Below are 23,436 nucleotides of genomic sequence, written 5' to 3'. Positions count from 1 at the left end.
TCAGTACCTCGCCTTGGCCAGCACCCACTCGGGAATCGGCTTGAGGCCCTTCACCAGGCCAAGGGCCGCCATCACGCGCAGGCCGTACCAGGTCAGGTCCACCTCCCACCAGCGGAAGCCCTGGCGGACGGTTCCCGGGAAGAAGTGGTGGTTGTTGTGCCAGCCTTCGCCAAAGGTAAGCAGGGCCAGCCAGAGGTTGTTGCGGCTGTCATCGCGGGTCTCGAAACGGCGCCGGCCGAATCGATGCGCCAGCGAGTTGATGGTCACGGTGGCATGAAACAGCACGATGGTGGAAATGAAGAAGCCCCACACCAGCAGCTGCGGTCCCGAGGTGTGCAGGCCCGGCGTCCAGCGCTCCAGGGCGGCGCCGAGCGCATACAGCGCTGCGGCCAGCAGTACGGGAACAGCAGTATCGAAGCGATCCAGCCATCGCAGTTCCGGGAAGCGCGCCAGGTCGGGAACGCGCGACAGATCCGTGGCGAACGCCTCGCGGGTCAGGAACCAGCCCATGTGGCTGCGCCAGAAGCCGCCTTCACGCGGCGAGTGCGGGTCCAGCGGCTGATCGGCATGCCGATGGTGATGGCGGTGGTGCGCGGCCCACCACAGCGGTCCGCGCTGCACGCTGGCGGCCCCGATAACAGCGAATACGAACTGCACGGGTCGCGACGCCTGGAAGGTGCGGTGCGAAAAGTAGCGGTGGTAGAACGCGGTGATCGCGAACATGCGCACGGCATAGAGCGCCGCCGCAACGATCACTGCGGTCCATGACACGCCCACCCAGATCACCGCCAGGCACGCCACATGCATCAGTGCGAACGGTACCGCGCGCAGCCAGTCGATACGCCCGGGGCGGTCGACGGCGCCGTCTGCAGCACTGCCGGTGTCGACCCAGCGCTGCACTGTGCGCAGCAGGCGCCAACGGCGACGGGGGAGGGGCGCTGCAGAGGCCATGAGGGGTCTCGAAAGGGGGCGTGTGTTCTCTCTCTACGCAGCACGATGCCTACTGGATGCGTGCTTCCGCTGTTAGTTTGGCTTCACCTGGACGTCACGCCGCAACTGGCGACGAGCGGTTGCGCCCAGGCCTGCTGCCATTCGCTGGCGCTGCTTGCGCGCGCAGCAGCGGCGAATCGAACCACCACCTGCGGATAGCGGCCCCGTGCATCGCGCAAGTTGCTGGTGCCCTGGAACTCCAGTAGTCGTCGGTCGGTATCGGCATAGACCAGCTGCAGGCGCGGTGCGATGCCGCCATACCAGGTGTCGAGGCTGGCCTCGATCTGCTGCGCGGCCATCCCCTGCCAGCGCAGGGGGCCAGTCCGGCGAACCTGCACAGGGAAATAGCGCTGCCGCCCTGGAACCAGGAAAGGCAGCGAGATGCGCTCGCCGCGCATCAGCGCGGGCCAATGCTGGCGCACGGCGGTATCAAAGCCGGCATCGATCACGGCATCAGCGGGCAGTTCCAGGCGGCGCTGGCGCGATGGCGCATCGGCATCCTCCTTCCAGTCGATCAGGACACTGCCGCCGGCCACCTCGATCTGCGCCTTCTGGCCGCTGCGCAGATCATCCAGCGAATAGCCGCGCGCCTGCGGGCGGGATGTCGCGGGCAGGTGCTTGCGGGCGAAGGGGCGCCCATCCGGGCACTGGTACAGCACCCAGCGTTCGGCACCGTCGCTCGCGTCGCGCTGCCAGTGCACTTCGCGATAGAGCGCCTGCCCCTGTGCGGAGGTGGCAATGCCCTCGGTGCGCAGCCAGGGGGCCGCCAGCGCGGCATGGGGCAGGCAGAGCAGCAGCCAGGCGGCACGCATGGGGTTCATCCGGAGAGGGAGGTCAGAAGACATACGGCGCCGGTGGCCGCTCGGATGCAGCAGGTCGCCTGCATCCAATCGCCACCGGTGCGCGTACAGAGGACAGACCTTCACCTGCCCGCCGCGAACGCAGATGTACCCTGACGCCGCCAGCACTCTCCTCACCTTCGATACCGCACGCATCGTGTCCAGTTCCCAGCAGCCGAGCAGCGAGCCGACGAACTGGGCCGGTGACATGGACAGGGTCGCCCGCCTGCGCGACCGCGACTGTTTCATGCGGATCTACGACCATTTCATGCCACGGCTGTGCGTCTATCTGCGCGGCCTGGGGGCACCGGATGCGGTGGCCGAAGAACTGGCGCAGGAATGCCTGCTGCGGTTGTGGCTGCGCGCGGCCGACTACGATGCCGCCCAAGGGGCGCTGAGTACCTGGCTGTACCGGATTGCCCGCAACCTGCATATTGATCGGGTGCGGCGCGAGCGTAGCTGGCTGCAGGTGCAGGCGGCGGTGGAGGACGCGGCAACCCTGGATTTGGTCGAACGCAGCAGCGCCGAACAGTTCGCCGACCAGGCGTGGCTGCGCCAGCGCATCAACGAGCTGCCTGCCGTGCAGGCGCGATTGGTGCGGATGTCCTATTTCGAAGCCAAGAGCCACAGCGAGATTGCCGAGGCGCTGGGCATGCCGCTGGGCACGGTCAAGTCACATTTGCGGCGCGCGTTCCTGCAACTGCAGTCGAAAGTGGGAGGTGCGCCGTGAACCCGCACCACCATCTGCACGAATCCACGTTGATGAGCTATGCGGCCGGTGCACTGCCTGCCCCGTTGAGCATCGTGGCCGGCGCCCACCTGGAGCAATGTCCGCAGTGCCGCCAGCGCCTGCGCGACGCCGAGGCGATCGGGTCGGTGCTGCTGGAGCAGACGCAACCTGCCTCAGCCGAAGGTGACGCACGCCGGAGCACGCTGCGCGAGGCGATGCTGGCGCAGCTTGCCAGCGAGTCGCCCATCAGCCTGCCCCTGGCGGCGAGCGTGCCGCGGCGGGAGCGCCCGGAGGCCGATCCTGATCACCTGCCGGCGTCGCTGCACCCGTACTTCGGTGCGTCGCTGGCAGCCCTGCGCTGGCGCTGGATGGCACCGGGCGTGCACTGCATCCGCGCCGAACAGATGCCATCGCTGATCATGCTGAAGATCGCGCCGGGAAAGTGCCTGCCGATGCACAGCCACGGACGCAGTGAACTGACCCAGATCCTGCGCGGTTCGTACAACGACGCGCTGGGCCTGTTCGCGCCGGGCGATGTGGCGGACCTGGATGAGGAGGTGGAGCACCAGCCCGTCACCGCACCGGGTGTGCCGTGCATCTGCGTGTCCGCGCTGGATGCGCCGCTGGTGTTCAGTGGCTGGCTGGCGCGGAAGATCCAGCGTTTCGTCAAGCTTTAGGGTGACCACAATGGCGGCTGCCGGTGCATTGCGGGTTCTGTTGACCGGCGCTACCGGGTTGGTGGGGCAGGGCGTGGCCCTGGCCTGCCAGCGCTCGCGCCAGGTGGCTGAGCTGACCGCGCTGGTCCGGCATCCGGGCAGCCTGCGCGGTGCCGGCAGCGAACTGATCGTGCCGGAGTTCCTGCACATCGAAGCGCGGCAGGATGAACTGGCAGGGTTCGATGCCTGCTTCTACTGTGCCGGTGCGCCACCGGTAGGCACCGCCGAGGCCGAATACCGTCGCGTTACGCTGGACACCACGCTGGCCGTTGCCCGGGCGTGGGCAGCGGCCAATCCGCAAGGGTGCTTCCTGTATGTGTCCGGTGCGGGCGCAGATGCGGGCAGCCGGCTGATGCCGCTGCGCATCAAGGGTGAAACCGAGCAGGCGCTGCAGGCATTGCCGGTTCGCACGGTGATGTTGCGCCCGGGTGGCGTGCGCCCGGTGGAAGGCACCGGCACCCGCCATGGCCTGCTGAAGCCGTTGTACTGGGGTGGCGCGCCGCTGATGAAACTGGCAGGCGCGATCGCGCCCTCGCTGGTGACCAGCAATCTGGCGTTGGGCCAGGCAATGATCGCGCTGGCCGGCCGGGAGCATCCGCCGGCCACGGTGGAGTGCGCGGACATCAACCGGATCGCAGCGGGAGTGCGCGATCCGGCGCCTTGACCTCAGTGCAGCGCGGCCTCCAGCGCGGTGCGTACCGCCTGCGCCAGATCACTGCGGGTGAACGGCTTGGGCAGCAGCGCGACCGCACGGCCCTGGCTGCCGACCGCATCGTGGTCACGCGGGTAGCCCGAGGTGAACAGCACCGCGACGTCCGGCCAGCGTTCGCGCACTTCGCGCACCAGTTCCCAGCCCGACATGCCAGGCATCACCACGTCGGAGAACAGCAGATCGACGGTGGTGTCAGGGCGCTCCAGCAGGCGCAGGGCCGAAGGGCCGTCGTGTGCTTCCAGCACGCGGTAGCCCAGCATGCGCAGCGCGTCCACGGTATGGGCACGGACATCATCGTTGTCCTCGGCCACCAGGATGGTCTCTTCGCGCGGCGAATAGCCGGCCAGCCCGGTCTGCGGCGCCGTTCCCTCACAGGGCAGGGCCAGCGTCGAGCGCGGGAACATCATGGTGATGCTGGTGCCGCCGCCTTCCACCGAATCGATCAGCACATGCCCGCCGGACTGCTTGACGAAGCCGTGCACCATCGACAGGCCCAGGCCGGTTCCCCGGCCCACCTGCTTGGTGGTGAAGAAGGGCTCGAACACCCGCGCCAGCGTGGCCGCATCCATGCCGTGGCCGTTGTCGCGGACCCGCAGCATCACGTACTCGCCCGGCGTTGCATCAGGGAACAGAGCAGTGTAGTCGTGGTCGAGATGGCTGTTGTCCACTTCGATGATCAGCCGACCGCCGTGCGGCATGGCGTCGCGGGCATTGACGGCCAGATTGAGCACGGACGCCTCCAGTTGGCTGACGTCGATCTCGATGCACCAGATGTCCTCTGCGACGCGGATGTCCAGCTGCACCAGTTCGCCCAGTGCACGCTGCAGCATGTCATGCATGTCCAGCAGGCGCTCGTTGAGGTTGGCGGCCTGGCTGTGCAAGGGCTGGCGGCGGGCGAACGCCAGCAGGCGCTGGGTCAGGCTGGCGGCGCGGCCCACGCCCTTGAGCGCATTGTCCAGCGCACGGCCGACCATCGCCCCCGGCTCGCCGGCACGCTCGCTGAGCAGCATGGCGTGCTCGACGTTGCCGGAGATGACGGTGAGGATGTTGTTGAAATCGTGGGCGATGCCGCCGGTGAGCTGGCCCACCGCCTCGATCTTCTGTGACTGCCGCAGCGCGTGTTCGGCCTGCAGCCGGGCGGTGGTTTCCACCGCCTCCGAAACCACGGCAGTGACCGCGCCCTCGGCATCCAGCAGCGGGCGGAACGAGAAATCGAAGCTGCGCCGGCCGGTCGGCAACTCCAGGTCGAGCGCATGCAGCGAATTGTGCCCCTTGGCGGCATCGGCAACGGCCCGGTCAACGGTCTCGCCGACGCCATCGGTGCCAGCGAACCAGGGTGACTGCCCGAAACGCTGGCCCATCACCTCGGGCTTGTCGGCCAGCACCGCGGCCAGCGAGGCGATGTTGGCATCCACCACCTGGCCTGCGAGATCCAGCAGCACCTGGTGCTGGAAGCTGGATTCGAAGATCGCCTGCAGGCGTCGCTTGCTGGCCCGCAGCTCGGTGGTGCGCGCCTGCACCTGCCGTTCAAGCAGCTGGTTGTCCTCGCGCAGCGCCAGTTCGGCCTGCTTCAATCCGGAAACGTCGCTGCCCAGACAGATGTAGCCCACCACTTCCCCGTCGGGGCCGCGTTCGGGCACGCAGTCCATCTGCACGAAGCGTGACTCGCCACTTCGGTGCGCCAGCTCCACCTGGAAGCTGCTGCGCTCGCCCCGCAGCACCTGCTGCAGGCTGGGTAGCGCATGCTCGAACGCGGAAATGCCGCTGACATCGCGCGCGCTACGGCCCAGCAGCTCGGCCAGGCTGATACCGTGCCAGTCCAGGAACGCCTTGTTGGCAAAGCGGTAGCGGTGCTCCTTGTCGAGCTGGGCGATCAACGCCGGCACTGCATCGGTTACCTGCTGCAGCTGGGCCTGGCTGTCATTCAGCGCGGCCTGTGCATCGGCCAGCTGGGTGCGTTCGCGGGCTTCCTGCCGGGCACGCCGGATGGCATCCGGCAAGCGCTGCAGCCGCTGCTTGACCACGTAGTCGCGTGCGCCGCGGGTCAGTGCCTGCACCGCCAGGTCCTCGGTAAGCGTGCCTGATACGAAGATGAAGGGGGTGTGCGGAATCCGCTCGCGTGCGAGCGCGAGGGCAGCATCGCCGTCGAAGCCCGGGAGCACGTGATCGGCCAGGATCACATCGAACGCGCGATGGTCGATCGCCTCGATGAAGGCGTTGCGTGACCACACCCGCTCGGCCTCGAAATCCAGGCCGGCGCGTTGCAGCTGTGCAGTGATCAGTTCCGCATCAAGCGCACTGTCCTCCAGCATGAGGATGCGCAGGCGCTCGCTGCGGCGCGATCCATCATGCATTGTGCTGACCCGATCCGTTGGGGCGATGGGGCGGCGGCTGATTGGTGATGCCCCAGAACATGCCCAGCCCCTGGATGGCATCGAAGAATTCCTTGAAATCGACCGGCTTGACCACGAAAGCATTCACGCCCAGTTCGTAGCTGCGCACCAGATCCTGCTCTTCGCGCGAGGAGGTCAGCATCACCACCGGCGTACTGCTCAGCGCCCGGTCGCCGCGCACCTGCTCCAGCACCTCCAGGCCGTTCACCTTGGGCAGCTTCAGGTCCAGCAGCACCACCACCGGGCCACCGTGGTTGGCGCCGGCGAACTTGCCTTCGCAGCGCAGGTAGTCCAGCGCTTCGGCGCCGTCGCGTACATGGATGACATCGTTCAGCAGCTGGCAGCGCGACAGCGCGGCCAGTGTCAGCTCGGCATCCTTGGGGCTGTCCTCGACGAGAAGGATCGGCCGCAGGTCCCTCATGGGTGATCTCCTGTGGAACGGGGTAAGGTGAAGTGGATCGTGGCGCCCTTGCCGGGCTCACCCTCGGCCCAGGTCCTGCCGCCGTGGCGGCTGACGATACGGCGTACATTGGCCAGGCCGATGCCCGTGCCTTCGAATTCCTCGACGTGATGCAGGCGCTGGAACACGCCGAACAGCTTGTCGACATAGCGCATGTCGAAGCCGCAACCGTTGTCGCGCACGAAGAAGTGATCCTCCTCCTCGCTGCGCTCATGGCCGACCTCGATCACCGCATGCTCGCGCTCGCGGGTGAACTTGACCGCGTTGGAGAGCAGGTTCTGCCAGACCAGGCGCATCATCGTCGGATCGGCCTGCACTTCCGGCAGCGGTGCCAGCGTCCATTGCACGTCGCGGCCGGCGTAGTCCAATGCCAGGCTCCTGCGCACGTCCTCGGCAAGCGCGGCCATGTCCAGCCGCACCCGGCCAAGGGTGGAACGGCCCATCTGCGAGAAGCTCAGTAGATCGTCCACCAGCGTACCGGCCGACTTGGCCGATTCCACGATGGTGTCGAGGAAGCGGCGTTCGGTATCGTTGAGGCGTTCACCGGCCGAGCTGCCCAGCAGCTCCGAATAGCCGACGATGTGGCGGAAGGGCGCGCGCAGGTCATGGCTGACCGAGTACGAGAAGGCTTCCAGCTCCTTGTTGCTGCGCATCAACTGCTCGTTCAGCTCGGCCATTTCCTCGGCCTTGCGCAGCACGATGTCGACGATGGCGGTGCGCATCTCGTGCGCGGCATCGCGGTCGGCGTCATTCCACGGCAGGCTGCGCTGCTGGACGGTTTCCTTCCAGGCCTCGAAAGAGCTGCGCGGGGACAGCGCCACGTCCGGCGCGGCGGTCTTGCGTGGGTCGCCGCCCCAGCGCACGGTGCGCACCACCTCGGGGCGGAACCACATCAGGTAGCTGTCATGCAGTTGCGAGATGGACACCGCCAGCACGCCGCTGGCCACGTCGGCCAGGCGCACGCCAGGCGACCAGTCGCCGGCCAGATGGTCGGTGCAGTACGTTTCCTGCCCGGCCTGCTGTGCGGCCAGCCAATCGGCCAGGGCCAGCACGTCGGTCGCGGGCGGGCACAGGCCCGCGCGCATGCAGTCGCCCTTGTGCACGATGGCCGCGCCAGCGGCGCCGGTCAGCGACAGCAGGCTGGTTTCGTCGTGGCGCAGCGCGGCCATGAAGTCCTCGTCGCCCGCCATGCGGGCCAGCAGCTTGACCAGCACCGAGCGGCGCGCCACGCGTTCTTCAATGGCCCGCGCACGTTCCTTCAGGGCAATCTGCAGCGACAGGATCTGGCCCATGAACTCGCACGCAGTGCGCACGTGGTAGGGCAGCCGGCGCGGATGCACCGTGTGGCACGACACCAGGCCCCACAGCTGGCCTTCGTGCACCAGCGACACCGACATCGATGCACCGGTGCCCATGTTGCGCATGTACTGCATGTGCACCGGCGAAACGCTGCGCAACACCGCCAGGCTGAGGTCGGTGGGCGGTGCGTCGCGATGGTCCTCGGCGCGCATCAGCGGGGCAGGGGTGTAGTTGTTGTCTGCGATCAGCCGTACCCGGTTGCGGCGATACAGTTCGCGGGCCTGGGCCGGAATGTCCGACTCGGGGAAACGCAGGTCCAGGTAGGACGGCAACAGGCCGTTGCCATCCTCTGTTCGGCGGCCAGCTGGCACAGGTCTTCCACCGTCGTGGCCGACTCGATGGCGGTCATCAGCTCGCGGATGGCCGGGTAGAGTTCCTCCAGCGAGCCCGGCTGGCCAGGAACGGGCGACTCCAGCTCGACCAGCAGGTCGGTGGCGGAGCGGTGCACCAGCAGTTGATGCCGGCCGTGGCCGTCCAGGTGCACGGCGCCGACGTGGGCGCTGCTGCCAACCGCGGCCTGCTGGAACAACGCCTCGAACGGCGCCAGCACGCCGCCCAGTACCTCGCTGACGTGCTGCATCAGCGGCTCGCCGAACTGCTGCAGCAGCCGGGGCTGGCTGATGGCGCGCTCGCGCACCCGCAGTGACTGCGGTTCCAGTACCAGAAGCACACCGTACGGCTGGATTGCGCCCGGCGTATGAATCGGTTCGCGTGCACAACGGGACAGCGCAACGTCGTGCTTGGACTCAACGGAAGGCATCAAAGGCGGCACTCATGATTCATGGATGACGGGAACATCCCAGACGGGGACAACCCAGCACTGCATCCGGTATCCGGTGATGGTGAAGCAAAAGCGTGCATTCGCATACCACTTCGTAAGCGTGAAGAGCCTTTCATTGAAAACTGAATTCTTCATTTTCGCCGTGCGGCGGGCACTTTCGCGTTTCGCAGAAGGTACATGCGCGCTGCACGCTCGCTGCACACCGGGTTGCCTACCGTAGGCCAACCTCCTTGAGCCACCACGACCGTGAACCTGCAGACCCTGCCTTCCATGCCGTATCGCATGCTGCCCGACAGCTGCCAGTTCGAACTGCTGGACGTGGATGCGCTGCAGGACCCGGCCAGTGGCCGCCTGCTGCACCTGTACTCGCTGGTCGCCCGCTGCCTGTCGTGCGAAACGGTGTTCAAGGCCGAGGAAGGGCAGGGACTGGTGAGCCATTCCGCATCACGGGTGGTGCGTTGCCCTGCCGGCTGCGGCCAACAGGCATTCAAGCCGTCGTTGTTGCGTGCCTGGCAGCCGCAGGTGGCCGCACAGGCTTGAGGGCTCTGATGGGTGCTTCACAATACCCCGGGGTTGGCGCGCCACACGGCGAAATTGAGCGCCGAGGCGAACGAGATCCAGGCAAGGTACGGCAGCAACAGTACTGCGGCGGCCCGCTGGATGCGCAGGAAGCCGAAGATCGTCGCGCAAACCAGCACGATCAGTACAAGGATGTCAGCGAAGGCGAGTGCGCCCAGCTTCCAGCCGAAGAACAGCCAGCTCCACAAGGCGTTGACCGCGAGCTGCACTAGATAGAGTGTCAGCGCCGGACGCGCACCGCGCCAGCCGCGCTCCCGCCAGACCAGCCAGGCGGCAACCGCCATCATTGCGTAGAGCAAGGTCCAGACCGGCCCAAATACGCCGGCAGGCGGTGCCCAGGCCGGCAGGGTGAGGCTGGCGTAGAAGCTGGCAGCGGACGTGGAGGCCCACGCGCCCAATGCGGCCGCCGCAAAGGTAACCGCGAACCATCCCAGAAGACCCAGTGCCTGTGAACTCCGCTTCATTGCGTACAACTCCATGATGCCTATGCCCCCTCATACGAACGGAGGCGGCAAATGGATGCAGGCCGGCGGCGATCAGTCTGAAGTGCCCGCGGCTCTCCCGCCCTGGCTTGTAGGCAGCAGGGAAGGGCGCTGGTCGAACCATTCGCGCGCCTTGGCGAGGTGCCACTGGCGCTGGTCGCCATCGAGCTCGATACCAGCACCCAGCAGCCCCCAGCGCAGATACAGATCGCCACGCTTGCGCTGCTCCAGCAGATCCAGGCGTGCGCGCACCGAGAGGCGATCATTCTCGGCCTGCAGACCGTCGATGATCAGGTGGCCCGGCCGCCAGCGCAGCCTGGCCTGCGCATCGACCTGGCCGGAATCCAGCAGCGACAAGGTCCAGCGCGGGTAGTCGGTGCGCGAGGCGAACACCGCCAGCAGGGGGCGTGCATCACTCAGGGTCAGGTCGGTGGTGGCGTCCACCTGGAATGGGGACTGCGCGTCGATGCGGCCCTGCTTGAACGCAGCACGGCCTTTCCATGCGCTGCTGGACTCGGTGCCGGCCACCTGCACATTGCGCAGTTCGACGGTGGTGCCGGACAGGTCGAAGTGGCGCTGGTTGAAGTCGCCGCGGCGCAGGGTTGCGTTCACGTCCACATCGCCGCCCATGTCCAGGCCTGCGACCTTGGCGCTGGCGTTGCGACCCAGCAGGCGCGCCGTGCCATGGCCAACGCGGCCATCGGTGTCGAGCGTGGCATCGCCACTGAGGCTGCCAGTGCCACGCAGCAGGCGCAGCTGCGATGAGCCGAGATAGCGGTTGTAGGCGGCCAGATCCGGAATGGTGGCTTCGCTGAAACGCAGCCGGGCGCGTACACCCTTGCGCAGTTCCTGCAGGCGGCCGTCGCCGGTCAGGTCCACGGCCAGGTCGCGACCATCGAACAGGCGCACGTCCTTGGCATCGCTGGGGCGTGCACTGAAACGGGGCAGCCGGATCGCCAGCTGTGCCTGATTGGGCGTGCCGGCCTTCAATTCGCCATGCGCGCTGGCGGTGCCGGCCAGGCGCACGCCGGCAACTTCGGCCACGGCGGCCGCTGAGGGAATGTCCACGGTGCTGCCTTCGATCAGCTCGCCATGGCGCAGGCGCAGGTCGGCCTTCAGCGTGCCGCCGCCATCCAGCTGCAGCCACGGCTTGCGCACGAACAGCGCAGGGATCCAGTTGAGCGAAGTGAAGGTCCATTCGCCGCGCACGGTGCCGGAACTGCGCTCCAGCAGCTGCGCTGGAGCCTGGAACGGGATCTCACGCCCGGTGATGTGGATGTCCGCATCGACTTCGCTGCCCGAGCCCGGCCGAGGCGGCAGGCGCGCCTGCAGGCGCAGGTCGTTGGCCACATCGAGCTGCAGGGCGAGCAGGCCACGATCGGGCGCGCCATCGCCCAGATAGAGCGGAACCTGCCAGAGCGCGCGATCGCCGGGCTGCAGCTGGCCGTCGATCAGGTGGGCGGCCAGCTGCAGGCGGCCGGGCACCGGCGCGCTGGAAATGCGCGGCTGCTGTGCATCGGTGTCCATGCGCAGGCCCTGGCTGCGTGCATCCACGTCCAGCTGGGCATGCAGGATCTTCAGCTTGGCCAGCCCGGGCGCCTGGTCGCGGTAGTGGCGTGGATAGCTGAAGCGCGCGGTCAGGTTCATGTCGCCCAGCAGCTGCACACCGTCATAGCTGGTGTCTGCTTTACTGAACGAGACCTTCGAATCGAACAGTTCGGACGGGCCGCCGCGTAGCTGTTTGAGGAACCCGACCGTGCCCTGGCCCTTGCCGATGATCAACAACTTGCCGAACCGAGCGCTGCGGATGCTGTCGCTGTGGATGGCATCGAAGCGCAGGGTCCAGCCCTGGTCGCTGCGCGGCGGTGGCGGAATGGCGTCCTCGACCCGGCTGATCTCGGCGGAGACCCCGGTGGCCTGCAGCCGGGGCACCCGGACTTCCCGCTTGAACAGGGGAAACACCGCCAACCGGGCGCTGGCGCGCTCGGCGTGCAGCACGTAGACGGTGTGGTTCACGTGGCCGCGCATGTGCACGTTCCAGGCAATCACATGGCCGGGCAACAGCGTGATGGCCGGGCCGGTGGTCATCACGAACTTGTGCGGCTTGCGGTTGGTGACCTGGTCGAACAGCGGCGTGTTGAGGAAGATGTTGCCCGCCAGCAGGTAGAGCGCGTAGATGCCCAGCAGGACATAGCCCGCAATGCGCCCTCGGCGAAAACGGTGCGGGATGCGCGCGGAAGTAGGGGGCATGTACTGCTCTGCAGGCCGGAATTTCGTCAACTATTGCGGAACCGATGGCGGCGGTACGTGAAGCAGCCGCGGCCGCGTGGTTTGTTTCTGCTAGTGTCCGCCTTGGCCACTACGCCGAACCGCGAGGAATCGCATGGAAATCCGGGCTGCCACTGCGGGAGACTTCGACGCCATGTGGGCCATCTTCAGGGCCGCCATTGCGACCGAGGATGCGCTACCGTTCGCCGGCACCTTCGAGGCCAGCACCTTCCAGGGCCACTGGTTCGGGCTGCAGCCGGCCTATGTGGCGCTTCTGCAAGACCACGTAGTCGGAATGTACAGGATGGGCGCCAATTTCCCCGATCGGGGGGCGCACGTGGCCAGCGCCACCTACGTGGTCGACCCGACAGTGCAGGGGCGCGGCATTGGCCGGGCGCTGGTGGAGCACAGCCTGGACCGGGCGAGGGCGGAAGGCTTCCTGGCCATGCAGTTCAATTACGTGGTCAGCACCAATGCGCCGGCCGTCGCGTTGTACCGGAAGCTGGGGTTTGCCGTGGTTGGAACGCTACCGGAGGCATTCCGGCATCGAACGCTGGGGCTGGTGGACGTGTTTGTGATGCACCGGTTTCTGTAGCGGCCTGGAGTAGAGCGAGCATGATCTTGCGAACATCCTGCGTCTTCGCACTCTGCACTTTCATGGGCGCCTGTGCCCTGCAGCCAAAGAGCATGCCACCGCAGGTCTCATCCGCAGGCTACACATCGGTCAGCTCGACCCTTCTGGCAGGCTGGATCTACCTGCGCAGTGAGAGCTATCTACCTGGATCGAATCTTGCGTCCGCCCCCCCCTGAGATCAAGGTATGCGAGTCTGTCACACACAGCATCCAACTTGAGATCTACCCGGGCGTCGAGCCAGATGTTGAAAGAACCTGCCGGAACATAGACGCCCCCGCCACCGAAGCGGAGCGATGGTTCCCCAAGCGCGGTACCCGCTATTCGGTCATCATCGTGCCTGAAGGGCAATCCATTTCCGTGAGCAGGTGGAGTTTCGGATATCGATCGGCGCACCTTGCGTTGGCGGTGGCGGCATTCGGTAACCAAGAAAGACGAGAGGGAAATCTTGTTGATCTAGTGGCGCATGAGCCCTTTCATATACTCGGTCGAATTGCCGGGGATGCCCGTGGGCAGGATGAGTACTATGCCTACTACGCGGGCTTGTGCGCTCAGCTCGCGGTTCTTGGATCGATTCCCGAATCCGCCTTGCCAGGAGCCCCGCTTCAAGGGGGTGTGGATGAACCAACGCGGGCATCTTCGGATTCGGCGTATCGGGTGAGGCGTGAAGCCGTGCTGCTGTCCCACGATGGTTCGAGCAAGGCAGGTGACGATGGTGGCAGCGCACTCGCTCTGCGCTGCATCGAGTTGCAGAAGGTCACAGCGCGGCCAGGTTTCAATCGGGCCCCGAACGGATCGTAATGGGTCGTCCGATGTCAAGGGCTTGGTAGAGCAGGGGTTTCATGGCGCTTGACCGACACTGGTTCCACGTACAAACGCCGCCGCCAGCTGCAACGCATCGCGGCTGCAGCGATCGCCGCGCAGTGCATGGACCAGTCTGCCGGGTGTGACGCCGGTCCAGCGCAGCAGGTCATGCGTGGCATGCGCCTGGTCGCTGTAACCATGGCGCGCGGCGGCCGAGGCGATGCTGGCTGCTTCGCCATCCAACGTGCGCAACAGCGCCTGCAGTCGGCGGACACGGGCATACTCTTTGGGTGTCATGCCCACAGCGATCAGAAAGCGCGTCTGCAGGGTGCGCAACGAGACGCCAATCCGGCGGGCCAGTTCGGCGATACGCAGGTCGCCCTCGATGGCATCCAGCGCCGCAACCGCCTGTTCAACGCGCTCATCCAGGGCAAAGCTGGCGCAGCGTTCGCGCAGGATCTGCCAGAGCGGCTCGGGCGAACCGCTTGCCGCACTGGCGCGGGCGGCCGTGCTGAACACTTCGGCAAAGGCAGCATCCAGTGTGTAAAGGTCCGGCGCCTGGTCGCGAAGCCCGGGCAACCGAGGGCCAGCAACCAGAGCGCTCGCTGTCGGCTGCAGCCGCACCCCGGCGCAGAACACCGTGCCGACGGCCTGCAGGCGGATCGGGCCACATTGCTGAGCCGCAAAACAGAACGGCAGATCAGAGCGAATCCGACCATCGGCCCCATGTAGATGCAGCGGCACCCCAAGCTCGGCAATCAGCTCGCAACGGCCATCGGGGTAGATGACCTGCACGTCATTCCCGGGCGCCTCGTCCCGCAGCCACCACAGGCATTGGACATGCCGGCGCAGATCGTCGGGGGCAGCGTGCTCGAAGTAGTCCATGCGGCATCGGACGCCATCCTGCGCGTTTTTACAAGCGGGCCGGGCGCCTTGCCGTTAACCTGCGGCGAACCCAACCAGGAGCTCAGGGCATGTCGAGGTCGAAGATGGTGATGCTGGGTGCAGGACTGGCGTTGGCGAGCGGCGCGGCCAACGCGGCGCCGGCCGAGTTCGACTGGTTGGCCGGGCATTGGTGCGGTGGCACCGACGAACGGCGGCTGGACGAGGTCTGGCTGGCGGAAGCCGGCGGCGCGTTACTCGGGATGTCCCGCACGCTGAGCCGCGGCAGCATGGAGTCATTCGAGTACATGCGGCTCGTGCCGGCGGGCGAAACGGCCGGTCTGCATGTGCAACCCAATGGCGTGGCGCCGACCACGTTCGTCATTGCCGAGCATGGCGAGAACTGGGTGGTGTTTGAGAATCCGCAGCATGATTTTCCGAATCGCATCGAGTACCGGCGTGATGGTGCTTCATTGAAGGCAAGCATCTCGGGGCCGGGGGATGATGGGAAGATCCTTCGGATTCCGTTTGACTACCGGCGCTGTGGGGAGTGATTGGGAGCGCTGACTGGGACGGATGGCTGGAAGACTTGGCTATGGGGAGGCTGTCCGGGGGATCCAGTCAACTGGGCACGGATCTGGCGTTGAACATAATATACATTATGCGAAATACTGTATCGGGCTATGGCCGCGTTCGTGCGTCATGGCTTCTCTCCACTTTCGTCAGTTTCTTCGCCAGAATCGCGTGTCGCACCCTCCAGCTCTTGACTGCCACAACGGAAACGCCCCAGATCCCACAGCTGTCCGCCCGTATTTCCCCACAAGGACGCCCGCGATTTCCAGATCTCCCCCAAAGATGCCCTTGATTCCTGGATCCGCACCTAAGACGCCCTCGATTTCTGGCTCCACATCCAGCTCGCCCTTGAGTTCCCAACTGCGCACCTGATCGGTCAGAGCTTGTCGCCTGCACTTCCCAGTTCCGCCAGTCGCGACATTGGTCGCAAGAACAATTAGACGAGATCTCGGGCCTGAACGTGCGAACAGTTCAGCGGGTTGAGCAGGACTACAACACCGCGACTTCCCTGGGTGACGCGCCACGCCCCGCTCCACCTGCTCAAGCGCGTCGCTCGCCCCCCTGACCAAGCTTTGACCTTAACTGGGCGTCGGTGACTCCCTCCCGTTCTGGTCGGCATCTGGGCCTTGTAGCGGCTCAAGCGCTGAGCTATAACGCCTTAGCCAGTCGCTATAAAGCGCCGGTGTTGTGCCCGCATAGCCAATAGGCTCCGGGTGCCCGAGGTCCACCCAATGGGGGCACGGGAATCCTTCGATTCCGGAGCCATCCATGACCGCCAAACGCCGCAGATCCCTTCGCACTTCTGCCTTCTACGCCCAATCGGGCCGTTGCTTCTATTGCGGCCTGCCGATGTGGCTCACTGCACCCTCAGAGCTCGGGCTGAAGGCCAGTAAGGCCCGAGCCTTTCAATGCACCGCCGAGCACCTGGTGGCCCAACAGGACGGGGGCAGAGACGTGTCCGGGAACGTGGTGGCCGCGCATAGCCGGTGCAACCAGGGCAGGCACCAGCGGAAGGGACCAGCCCCTTCCGCTGAAGCGTTCCGGGCGCTGGTTCAGACGCGGCTGGCAATGGGGAGATGGTGGTCCCGACTGCCATCAGGGATTGCACGTGCTTCCGTATGGCCAATTGAATTGAATCTTTGCAAGGAATCGGCAGCTGCTTGCCTGATTCGCTAGTCCACACTAGTGGCGCCCGGTTGCGGTGCTAGAACGGCGAGTCTGCTGCGAAATGGTCGCGCATTGGGCCTAACAAGGTCTGCGACCCTGTCAACACGTCCGAGAATTCCACCTGTCGCCACCTTCTCGTTCCAATATCGTTCCATCCACTCGGCTTTATCCAGGATCTTACCCGGAGCGCCTAGCAGCCTCTTGGCGATGAAATGCCGGATGAGAGCGGCCTGGCTATCGAGAATCACGACGCCCGCCCTTGGATTAGAGTCATAAGCGCTGTACGAGATCAGATAGTGGACATAGTGGCGGTCTGGCTCTTCGTCTTCCCACGTCAACAGGTTGCTTAACCCCGCAGCGCGAGCATCCGATCGCACCTCTTCGCTCACGAGCACCATGGGATTGCGTGCTTCCTTACATTCCATGCGATAGGCGTCCAGCATCGCCGGTCCGAAGATCATCTGAGAATCATGATGAATGCTTCCAACTGTGAGCCCTCCACGTATCAATATATCAACCACTAGCAGGTTCTCGGCCAACATTCTGATGCAGCTCAGGATGTCGGCAAGGCCAGCAGGAGAGCGGCTGCTTGATATGACGATGCAGTCGCTGAAGTAAGTGAACAAAAGTCCTGTTGCTGGGTTGCAGCACGCTGTGTTCTTTAGTCTGTCGATGGCCTCTGCTATTTCATCAAGCTTGCTCATGTCGGCTGCCGACTCTTGGACAAGTGCGGAGAACCCGAGCATGTCGATGAAGGCGACGTACTTATCTTGGTAGAGCATGAAGAACTCCTTAGATGGTCGTGCCCATGGTGCCGAGGGCGGTTCCATTTGACCAGCGGGTGCGGGGCACGTCATAGGCCATGGAGCAATGTCAGCGACCTGGCTCGCGCACTAGTCTCGCAGAGGCTTGTTACGGCGCATCTTCGCATCGGATAGAAGCGAGCGAACGAGAGAGTTGAAGTCCATCCTGGCCCTAAAAGTTTCCTTCACCCTTGGTTAAACGAATGTCCGCTTTCGGTCAGAAGCGGACCAAAGTAGCCGGTGCTCTTCGCAGCCCGTACGCGACTTGGAGTCATATCATCAATCTGTATCAGGGCTCAGACCTAAGTGCCTGATGGTCCAATTCAGCGACACTATCCAGCTTCGGCGTCATCGCACACTTCGGGATACAGCCAGCGCGATCCGCTTATGGAACCAAACCGCACTGTGCCTTACTCTTAAGGAACATTGCCAACGGCAACCTTCGGCAATTGAATTTAGAGAATCCGGGCGGTTCATCCCGCGCGGTCCGTTAATGTCTACAGCTGTGGAGTTGTGAATGGCAGAAGATCAAGGTGGTGAAGAGGTGATTAGGGAGATAGGGAAGGCGCTAGCCCTTGCGTCTGAGCTTGATCCACAAATTGTTAGATCGCTTCGCTCCGCGATTGTTCAGGCGATGTCTGATTACGAGGACGACACGAATGCACAAGCTGCAGCCGCACTTGCGGCGGTTCTCGATTTTAGACCTGTGACGACCCAAGACGCCCTCTCGCAAACCTTGGGTGAGATCGGGAAGCTGGTCGAAGGTCTCACCGGACTGGAGGACGTTCATTACACTGTTGAGACACCAGAAGGTCGCCGAGTTCGCTCAATCCGGTCACATCTACCAACTGTATCACCCCAGCGTTTGACGGATCACGAGCAGGCAGATCTTGAGGCCTATATCGCTCGATATTTGCCACCGGACGACCCTCGCGAGGAACACGCGCCACGAGGACCGCGATTGTGACGATCAGTAAGTTAGCAATCCTCAACGCTGTGAAAGCAGCCATTTCGCGTGCTAAGGCGAGCGGGTCTCCCTACGCGCAAGGAAAGGCTTACGAACTTCGGGTGCTGCTTAGGCTTCTGCGAATCATCGATAGTGCGGGCTACAAGCTCACGTGTACCCCCAAGATGGCAGGCGTCCTGACGTTTGGAGGATCTCCATGCAAAGCAAACCATCCGGATCACGATTACATCAGTGGATCTACGTCTACTGAGAAGCTCGAGATTAGGATTTCAGTGCAGGTCACCACACTAAGCCATAGCTGGAAAGGCACGACGGTGGTCAAAGCGGCTGACCGTCACGAGATTGACGTCGGTGTATATCGTCCGATTAAGACCCGTCGCTATCCCGCATTTACGGAGTTACTTCTTGGGGTCTCGTGCAAGACTGGCGGCTGGAACAAGGCGTACGTCCGCGAGGCGCTAGGTATGCGTAGGGAGCTAGGATTCCTCACATCACCTAGGACGAGCTTGACGAGCTCAGCTCCGTGGTTCATCGCAACAGTTCCCTGCGATCCTCCGGTTCCCTTTGCCTTGTACGCGACCAACGCTGGGTCCGCCGTGTATGCGTCGTTGGCAGCTTTGGGGCTCTACGTCGAGCACTACAAGGGGTAGCGGAAACAGGCTTTGGAGTACGGATCAACTCAGGTGTGTCGAGAACGATGCCCGCTTTGGGTCGAAGGCGGATGCCATCACCGGGCCGGTCGCCGCCCAATGTCCGCTTCCGGCCAGAAGCGGACATCCACCCTGCCCTCGATAAACATCCCAAATCCACGGACGACCTTGGTCTGCTTTGGCCTTCTGCCTTAGGGCCAGACCTGAACTTCGATTTCAGCCCCTAGCGTATTTGACTCCCGCGACCTAGATCTCTCCTAGATCCTTGAGCAGGGCTTGCCCCTTCTGCAGAAACCCAACTAGCAGTCGACCTCCTGCTACTTTCCGGCCCAATTGCCCATTGAGGTAGCTGACCTGGAGACGCGCATGGGCCAGCAGATCCACCTGGGCCATGCTAGGGGTCGCGGCCTGGAGCGGTTCGCCCGGCGACGCCATCTGCCCCCCGATCGGCTGGACAACGCAAGGGCGCCGGCTGTCACTCTTCGCATACGCCGTGGCCATCATCCGGCCGTTCTTCAACGACCATCCACCAAGCACCAACTCGGTCCCGAGTTGCTCGATCGGCAATCCCGCTTCGCTAACCGCTTTCTCAAAGTTCGGCCAGAGTTGGTCCACCACCAGCCCTAGCTCGGCAGATAGCTGTTCTATTGTGAAATCTGCGCGGAAGCTGGCCTGCAGTGCAAGCTCGTAGATGCGGAGGAAGAATTGCGTAGACCCGCGCGCAGCAAGCACTACGTTGTGCTGAGGGATCAGCAGCAGCTTTGCCCCCGCGGAATACGCCCCTGTGAGAGCATCCTCTGCCAGGGTATCCGCTGCGACGACGAGGTGGTCACGAGTGAGGAGAACGTTGAGGATGCTCATTGCGGGATCGTCTAGACGTTTGCAGACTATCGCCTTCCCCTCCCCTCCTGTCCAGACTGCTATGGCCTCCGCGATCACACAAATTCTTGGTCGCCCCAATGCTTGCGAGAACGCACTTGAGATACGCCGCGGCTACCTCAAGGCGATGGAAGATGCGCTGCGGGTTTCGCTTCTGATCCACCAAGATCCAAGGCTTCTGTTCGACACGTGGGCCAGACTGCTCCCCTTGATCGCTCAAAGCCACGAGAGTGACGGCAGCCAGCCATTTGCGACCGGGATCGTCCGCTCGCGCGATCATGGATCCCGGCGGTTGGCTGGCTGAGCGTATGGTTGCAATATAGGAAGCAATCGCGCGCGGACCAGAACGCTGTTCATCGCAGACATTCTTAGGGTGCCATTGCAGAGATTTCAGCTTTTGAGGAATAAAATTTCAGTGCAAGACGGTCCATTGCAGAAAAACTTGACTTGCGACTGACGCAACGCAGAAATTGCTGATGCACGGATGATGCAATGCAGAGATTACCGGCTAACAGATGCTGCAGCCCAGCCGGCCAACTGAGGGCTTTGCCCGATGGACGAGCCGTTACTCTTGCCTGCAGATCACGATTCTAGGATGACTTGTGCCTCAATCGGCTGACCAGGATCGGGCGTCTGTGCTGGAGGGCTCCTTAGAGCTCTTGGGTGAAATTCGAGCCGCTTGGATGGAGATAGAGCATGGACGTGACCGAAGATCGACGGCGGTGGCGGCACTTTGCCAGATGTCCCTTGATCACGCCGTGGCAGTACAGTCCCTGATCGCTACTCTGCCCCAGTCAGCAATCTCGCTGGTCCGGTCCCAGTATGAGCCCCTCGTGCGTGCAACCTGGGCATGTTATGCAGCTACCGACGCCGACATCGAGAAGCTTCTTGCGCCCCTGACTCTGGAGAGTCAGCAAGCGGCAAAGAGGCTCCCTGGCGTTCAGGACATGCTCGTAAAGCTTGAGTCCTCTGGGCCCCGAGGAGCATCACAGTTGTTGGGCAGAGCCAGACAATGCCTTTATGTCGGCTTGAACTCCTATCTCCATGCCGGGATTCACCCCTTGGCAAGGCAGTTAAATGGCTACCCGGGCGCGCTTCTGGCGGGGGTGGCCATGAACAGCAATGCGCTTGCCATGCTAACCCTTCTGAATCTGGCGCACCTGTGGCCAGGCGAACCAGTTCTGGCATGGATGAATGCACTGCATCATCAATTTGGGGGTGTTTTGCCAGAGTTGGAGCCATTGACCCCCCATCAGCCCTCGCCATAGAGCTGTCCCGGATCGCCTGCGCGTCTAGGGTGGGGTCTGTGGTGAGTGACTAGGCAGTTGGGCCTCGCCCCCCTCTGGGGGCACGGGGAGAACATCACGGGCGCATAAGCAGTTGCCCCGGATTTCTCGTTGGGGCAAGTCCTGGCAGTTGATCTGTGTCGGGGGCCTGTCGGGCGACTGTCATGTTTCCAAGTTCGGCACCCTCCTAATCTGGGCTCCCTACCCCTCCGGAGTTATCTTCTATGACCACCAAGACCCCGCCTCGCCTGCTTACCGCTGCTGAGGTTGGCGCCTGCATTCGCCAGTTCCGCCAGTTGCGTCATTGGTCGCAAGAACAATTGGCCGAGATCTCGGGCCTGAACGTGCGAACAGTTCAGCGGGTTGAGCAGGGTGACTCGGCCAGTTTCGACACCCGTCGCGCACTGGCGCGCGCCTTCGATTTCAATGACATCGATGCACTCAACAAGCCTTTCTCGCTGCCGACAGACGAGGAACTGCAGGCGGCGCAAGCGCAGTTTGAGCGCGACTACATCACCCTGGCGGTGTCCCCGCTTGCTGCTGGGCGCGAGCTGGCCAGCCTGATCGTTTCGTGCGACATGGATCTGTCCGAACCGGCTTTCGAGCTGTCGCGCGAGGCGGCGAGCGAGTTTGCTGCACTGGTCGACTACTACCGTGAGTATCGCGACTGCCAAGACCTGTATTCAGAAGTCGACAAGCTAGACATCTACGACGGGCTGCAGCAGCGCATTGAGGTCCTGCGGGAACTGGGAGTATCACTGTCGCACGGTCAGCGTAAGGTCGTCATTCGGATGGGCTCAGGTATGCCGATGGATGCCACGGTCCTGTACGTCGTGGCGTTTCGCCTCGGCCACGAGTGCAGTCAGATCGTAACTCCTAAGGCAGCACGCATCGGCTGAGTCAGCATTCATTAGATCGATAGTGGTGGCGATACATCTGACAGATGTCTATTGATCGCGCCGTCGCAGTACAGTCCCTGGAGGTTGCCCTGCCTTAGTCAGCGATAGCGCTGGTCCGGCCCCAGCACAAGACCCTGATTCGTGCGACAGCAAGGTTCTTAGCTTTCGAGGCAGCGAATTTTTGATGTGCCCTGAACCCTCGCGAAGATCCACTATGGAGACGCCGTCGATTTCTGGATCCAGACCTAAGAAGCCCTCGAGTTCTGGATCCACAGGCAACTCGTCCTTGAGTTCCTGACTGCGCACCTGAGTGGTCAAGCTCCGCCCGGGTGAAGGCTCTGCGCCCAGTACTCTAGGAACTCCTCTTGAGCAATCGTTTCGATTGCGCCTGGCCTGGCATGCCGCACCATGTGGATGGCATCCGATGCCCGCTTGGCCTCGCCAGACTGCAGCAAAAGCATGGCAGCGACCGTTCCCGCGCGTCCCAACCCCCCCTTGCAGTGGACCACGATCCTTTGACCGCTCAGCATGTCAGCGACGAGCTCAGCACTTAGCTGTAGCCAATCTTTGAGGAGTCTGTCGTCTGGTGCGGCTCCATCAGTGATTGGCAGTCCATGCCAAGAGATGCCCTTCCCCGCCACTATCGCCGGTAAGCTCTCGATTCGAAGGTCCTTGAGCTCCCAAGGCTCAAGCAAGGTGACTAGGTGAGTGGCACCCCAGTCCTGAATAGCCGAGACGTCCACATCTAGGTCTCTCGCCCATGCTCCAGTCATGGCGACTTCCTGGTACTTGCCTGGCGCAAATGTCACCCCTATGCCGCCTCCATGGGCTCCAACAGGCAACTCTGCAATCAGTAACGGGTGGCTAGCGCTGGTGCGCATCATTTCGGCTCTCCCAACATGCGGTAACGTTCTGCGTCGTGCGCCGGGGCGCTCCCCGCTCATTCGCTGCACGGCTAGGATATCGGATGTTCAGATATCGTTGAACTGGAGAGAACACCTAAGGGTCAATATCGGAAAGTCAGATAGACAGTCTGTGGGCAGGTTGATATCCTGACAACTGGTATCGCGATTTGAGGGCTGTGTGGCCTATGTCGTTAGCCAACCGACCCTCATCGCGCCCTGGCCAGAACTGGACAATTTCGTTCGTTCAATAGGTCCCTTTCTTGCGTGCGCGTGGTGCGCGCTAGAGCGCTCAAGAACGGCTAGTTCGCCGGTAGCTGCTGAGGGGTTGGCCTCGCAGGCACTTGACACGCTTGCGACGCTGCGCGTCCTCCATCGCGAACCAGTCGAATGTTCTCGGCTTGCCGCAAGATCTCTGTATGAGCCCCTGGCTTGGTCCTACAAATCTCCGTGGTCTCGCAGTGACTTGAACCTTGAGTCGGCATTGACCCGGTCGCTCACCCAGTGGGCGGCTGAGTGCACGCCCAGTGCGAGGCGGAATCTCGGAATTTCACTGGCATCCACCGAAGCTCGAGCGTACTTGGCAAACCTTCTGCGGAAGCATCGGTTGGACCCGAAGCTAGGCGACGGGCTTCAGTCGATTGGATCGCCTGAATGGAATGCGCTCAGCTTGGGGCGTAAGCG

19 protein-coding genes and 2 pseudogenes are annotated in these 23,436 nt (G+C 63.6%); 10 read left to right on the top strand and 11 right to left on the bottom strand.

Annotated features, from left to right (window positions below; genetic code table 11):
* Entirely contained in the window at window positions 1-951 is a 951-nt protein-coding gene (locus tag O0J73_RS01640) for an acyl-CoA desaturase (RefSeq protein WP_308307860.1), read from the bottom strand.
* A gap of 83 nt (window positions 952-1,034) precedes the next feature.
* Window positions 1,035-1,802: a hypothetical protein gene (locus O0J73_RS01635; protein ID WP_197562816.1), complete on the bottom strand. Its 768-nt coding sequence runs from the start codon at window positions 1,800-1,802 to the stop codon at window positions 1,035-1,037.
* Between the two features lie 133 nt (window positions 1,803-1,935).
* On the opposite strand from O0J73_RS01635, the gene O0J73_RS01630 reads away from it, so the two are divergent.
* The 3 genes from O0J73_RS01630 to O0J73_RS01620 are packed head-to-tail and all read left to right on the top strand — an operon-like array spanning window position 1,936 to window position 3,939.
* Window positions 1,936-2,559, top strand: coding sequence for a sigma-70 family RNA polymerase sigma factor (locus O0J73_RS01630; RefSeq protein WP_197562818.1), 624 nt, complete (start codon window positions 1,936-1,938; stop codon window positions 2,557-2,559).
* Entirely contained in the window at window positions 2,556-3,236 is a 681-nt protein-coding gene (locus O0J73_RS01625; RefSeq protein ID WP_006445271.1) for a ChrR family anti-sigma-E factor, read from the top strand. Before O0J73_RS01630 ends, O0J73_RS01625 begins: the two co-directional genes overlap by 4 nt.
* Before the next feature lie 10 nt (window positions 3,237-3,246).
* Window positions 3,247-3,939 (top strand): hypothetical protein, encoded by a 693-nt coding sequence (locus O0J73_RS01620; RefSeq protein WP_006445272.1) that lies wholly within the window; start codon window positions 3,247-3,249, stop codon window positions 3,937-3,939.
* 2 nt (window positions 3,940-3,941) lie between these two features.
* Here O0J73_RS01620 and O0J73_RS01615 read toward each other — a convergent pair whose 3' ends face one another.
* The 3 genes and pseudogenes from O0J73_RS01615 to O0J73_RS01605 all read right to left on the bottom strand — a co-directional run bounded on the left by O0J73_RS01615 (window position 3,942) and on the right by O0J73_RS01605 (window position 8,959).
* A complete protein-coding gene (locus O0J73_RS01615) occupies window positions 3,942-6,341 on the bottom strand; it encodes a response regulator (RefSeq protein WP_308307859.1) in 2,400 nt (799 codons plus the stop codon).
* The gene (locus O0J73_RS01610) at window positions 6,334-6,801 is read right to left on the bottom strand and encodes a response regulator (RefSeq protein WP_006445275.1); all 468 of its coding nucleotides are present in this window, start codon (window positions 6,799-6,801) and stop codon (window positions 6,334-6,336) included. Before O0J73_RS01610 ends, O0J73_RS01615 begins: the two co-directional genes overlap by 8 nt.
* Window positions 6,798-8,959 (bottom strand): annotated as a pseudogene (locus tag O0J73_RS01605) (ATP-binding protein). The gene O0J73_RS01610 and the pseudogene O0J73_RS01605 overlap by 4 nt, the downstream one beginning before the upstream one ends.
* Window positions 8,960-9,226: 267 nt before the next feature.
* Here O0J73_RS01605 and O0J73_RS01600 point away from each other — a divergent pair.
* Window positions 9,227-9,520 (top strand): hypothetical protein, encoded by a 294-nt coding sequence (locus O0J73_RS01600; RefSeq protein WP_049458084.1) that lies wholly within the window; start codon window positions 9,227-9,229, stop codon window positions 9,518-9,520.
* Window positions 9,521-9,537: 17 nt separating this feature from the next.
* On the opposite strand, the gene O0J73_RS01595 is transcribed toward O0J73_RS01600, so the two are convergent.
* Both O0J73_RS01595 and O0J73_RS01590 read right to left on the bottom strand, forming a co-directional pair.
* On the bottom strand, window positions 9,538-10,023 hold the full coding sequence (locus O0J73_RS01595) for a TspO/MBR family protein (RefSeq protein WP_308307858.1): 486 nt from the start codon (window positions 10,021-10,023) through the stop codon (window positions 9,538-9,540).
* Window positions 10,024-10,095: 72 nt separating this feature from the next.
* Window positions 10,096-12,291: a hypothetical protein gene (locus O0J73_RS01590; RefSeq protein ID WP_308307857.1), complete on the bottom strand. Its 2,196-nt coding sequence runs from the start codon at window positions 12,289-12,291 to the stop codon at window positions 10,096-10,098.
* 133 nt (window positions 12,292-12,424) lie between these two features.
* Here O0J73_RS01590 and O0J73_RS01585 point away from each other — a divergent pair, with 133 nt between their 5' ends.
* The gene (locus O0J73_RS01585) at window positions 12,425-12,904 is read left to right on the top strand and encodes a GNAT family N-acetyltransferase (RefSeq protein WP_006445280.1); all 480 of its coding nucleotides are present in this window, start codon (window positions 12,425-12,427) and stop codon (window positions 12,902-12,904) included.
* 876 nt (window positions 12,905-13,780) lie between these two features.
* On the opposite strand, the gene O0J73_RS01580 is transcribed toward O0J73_RS01585, so the two are convergent.
* Complete coding sequence (locus O0J73_RS01580; protein WP_006445282.1) at window positions 13,781-14,629, bottom strand: AraC family transcriptional regulator; 849 nt, start codon at window positions 14,627-14,629, stop codon at window positions 13,781-13,783.
* Window positions 14,630-14,718: 89 nt separating this feature from the next.
* On the opposite strand from O0J73_RS01580, the gene O0J73_RS01575 reads away from it, so the two are divergent.
* A complete protein-coding gene (locus O0J73_RS01575) occupies window positions 14,719-15,180 on the top strand; it encodes a DUF6265 family protein (RefSeq protein WP_197562824.1) in 462 nt (153 codons plus the stop codon).
* 431 nt (window positions 15,181-15,611) lie between these two features.
* Window positions 15,612-15,764 (top strand): annotated as a pseudogene (locus tag O0J73_RS22430) (hypothetical protein); the annotation flags it as partial.
* Between the two features lie 607 nt (window positions 15,765-16,371).
* On the opposite strand, the gene O0J73_RS01570 reads toward O0J73_RS22430, so the two are convergent.
* Window positions 16,372-17,148, bottom strand: coding sequence for a hypothetical protein (locus tag O0J73_RS01570; RefSeq protein ID WP_308307856.1), 777 nt, complete (start codon window positions 17,146-17,148; stop codon window positions 16,372-16,374).
* Between the two features lie 538 nt (window positions 17,149-17,686).
* Here O0J73_RS01570 and O0J73_RS01565 point away from each other — a divergent pair.
* Window positions 17,687-18,136, top strand: coding sequence for a hypothetical protein (locus O0J73_RS01565; protein WP_141653545.1), 450 nt, complete (start codon window positions 17,687-17,689; stop codon window positions 18,134-18,136).
* Between the two features lie 896 nt (window positions 18,137-19,032).
* Here the strand turns inward: O0J73_RS01565 and O0J73_RS01560 are convergent.
* Window positions 19,033-19,647, bottom strand: coding sequence for a hypothetical protein (locus O0J73_RS01560; protein ID WP_033835133.1), 615 nt, complete (start codon window positions 19,645-19,647; stop codon window positions 19,033-19,035).
* A gap of 61 nt (window positions 19,648-19,708) precedes the next feature.
* Here O0J73_RS01560 and O0J73_RS01555 point away from each other — a divergent pair, with 61 nt between their 5' ends.
* Together O0J73_RS01555 and O0J73_RS01550 are read left to right on the top strand one after the other, a co-directional pair.
* Window positions 19,709-19,969 carry a hypothetical protein gene (locus O0J73_RS01555; RefSeq protein ID WP_049401600.1) on the top strand — a complete coding sequence of 87 codons (261 nt, stop codon included), beginning with the start codon at window positions 19,709-19,711 and terminating at the stop codon, window positions 19,967-19,969.
* Between the two features lie 1,206 nt (window positions 19,970-21,175).
* Window positions 21,176-21,850: a helix-turn-helix transcriptional regulator gene (locus tag O0J73_RS01550; protein ID WP_005413401.1), complete on the top strand. Its 675-nt coding sequence runs from the start codon at window positions 21,176-21,178 to the stop codon at window positions 21,848-21,850.
* A gap of 314 nt (window positions 21,851-22,164) precedes the next feature.
* Here O0J73_RS01550 and O0J73_RS01545 read toward each other — a convergent pair whose 3' ends face one another.
* On the bottom strand, window positions 22,165-22,623 hold the full coding sequence (locus O0J73_RS01545; RefSeq protein ID WP_021201830.1) for a cyclin-dependent kinase inhibitor 3 family protein: 459 nt from the start codon (window positions 22,621-22,623) through the stop codon (window positions 22,165-22,167).
* Between the last annotated feature and the right edge of the window lie 813 nt (window positions 22,624-23,436).

This window comes from Stenotrophomonas sp. Sm6012 (assembly GCF_030985895.1).
Taxonomy (GTDB): domain Bacteria; phylum Pseudomonadota; class Gammaproteobacteria; order Xanthomonadales; family Xanthomonadaceae; genus Stenotrophomonas; species Stenotrophomonas forensis.
Note: the sequence above shows the minus strand (reverse complement) of the source record. Positions and strands in the feature narration are given on the sequence as shown.

What these genes read in the sequence shown, in the direction of transcription:
- O0J73_RS01640 (WP_308307860.1), bottom strand. Translation starts at nt 951, where the DNA reads ATGGCCTCTGCAGCGCCCCTCCCCCGTCGCCGTTGGCGCCTGCTGCGC.
- O0J73_RS01635 (WP_197562816.1), bottom strand. Translation starts at nt 1,802, where the DNA reads ATGCGTGCCGCCTGGCTGCTGCTCTGCCTGCCCCATGCCGCGCTGGCG.
- O0J73_RS01630 (WP_197562818.1), top strand. Translation starts at nt 1,936, where the DNA reads ATGTACCCTGACGCCGCCAGCACTCTCCTCACCTTCGATACCGCACGC.
- O0J73_RS01620 (WP_006445272.1), top strand. Translation starts at nt 3,247, where the DNA reads ATGGCGGCTGCCGGTGCATTGCGGGTTCTGTTGACCGGCGCTACCGGG.
- O0J73_RS01615 (WP_308307859.1), bottom strand. Translation starts at nt 6,341, where the DNA reads ATGCATGATGGATCGCGCCGCAGCGAGCGCCTGCGCATCCTCATGCTG.
- O0J73_RS01610 (WP_006445275.1), bottom strand. Translation starts at nt 6,801, where the DNA reads ATGAGGGACCTGCGGCCGATCCTTCTCGTCGAGGACAGCCCCAAGGAT.
- O0J73_RS01595 (WP_308307858.1), bottom strand. Translation starts at nt 10,023, where the DNA reads ATGAAGCGGAGTTCACAGGCACTGGGTCTTCTGGGATGGTTCGCGGTT.
- O0J73_RS01590 (WP_308307857.1), bottom strand. Translation starts at nt 12,291, where the DNA reads ATGCCCCCTACTTCCGCGCGCATCCCGCACCGTTTTCGCCGAGGGCGC.
- O0J73_RS01585 (WP_006445280.1), top strand. Translation starts at nt 12,425, where the DNA reads ATGGAAATCCGGGCTGCCACTGCGGGAGACTTCGACGCCATGTGGGCC.
- O0J73_RS01580 (WP_006445282.1), bottom strand. Translation starts at nt 14,629, where the DNA reads ATGGACTACTTCGAGCACGCTGCCCCCGACGATCTGCGCCGGCATGTC.
- O0J73_RS01575 (WP_197562824.1), top strand. Translation starts at nt 14,719, where the DNA reads ATGTCGAGGTCGAAGATGGTGATGCTGGGTGCAGGACTGGCGTTGGCG.
- O0J73_RS01570 (WP_308307856.1), bottom strand. Translation starts at nt 17,148, where the DNA reads ATGCTCTACCAAGATAAGTACGTCGCCTTCATCGACATGCTCGGGTTC.
- O0J73_RS01565 (WP_141653545.1), top strand. Translation starts at nt 17,687, where the DNA reads ATGGCAGAAGATCAAGGTGGTGAAGAGGTGATTAGGGAGATAGGGAAG.
- O0J73_RS01560 (WP_033835133.1), bottom strand. Translation starts at nt 19,647, where the DNA reads ATGAGCATCCTCAACGTTCTCCTCACTCGTGACCACCTCGTCGTCGCA.
- O0J73_RS01555 (WP_049401600.1), top strand. Translation starts at nt 19,709, where the DNA reads ATGGCCTCCGCGATCACACAAATTCTTGGTCGCCCCAATGCTTGCGAG.
- O0J73_RS01550 (WP_005413401.1), top strand. Translation starts at nt 21,176, where the DNA reads ATGACCACCAAGACCCCGCCTCGCCTGCTTACCGCTGCTGAGGTTGGC.
- O0J73_RS01545 (WP_021201830.1), bottom strand. Translation starts at nt 22,623, where the DNA reads ATGACTGGAGCATGGGCGAGAGACCTAGATGTGGACGTCTCGGCTATT.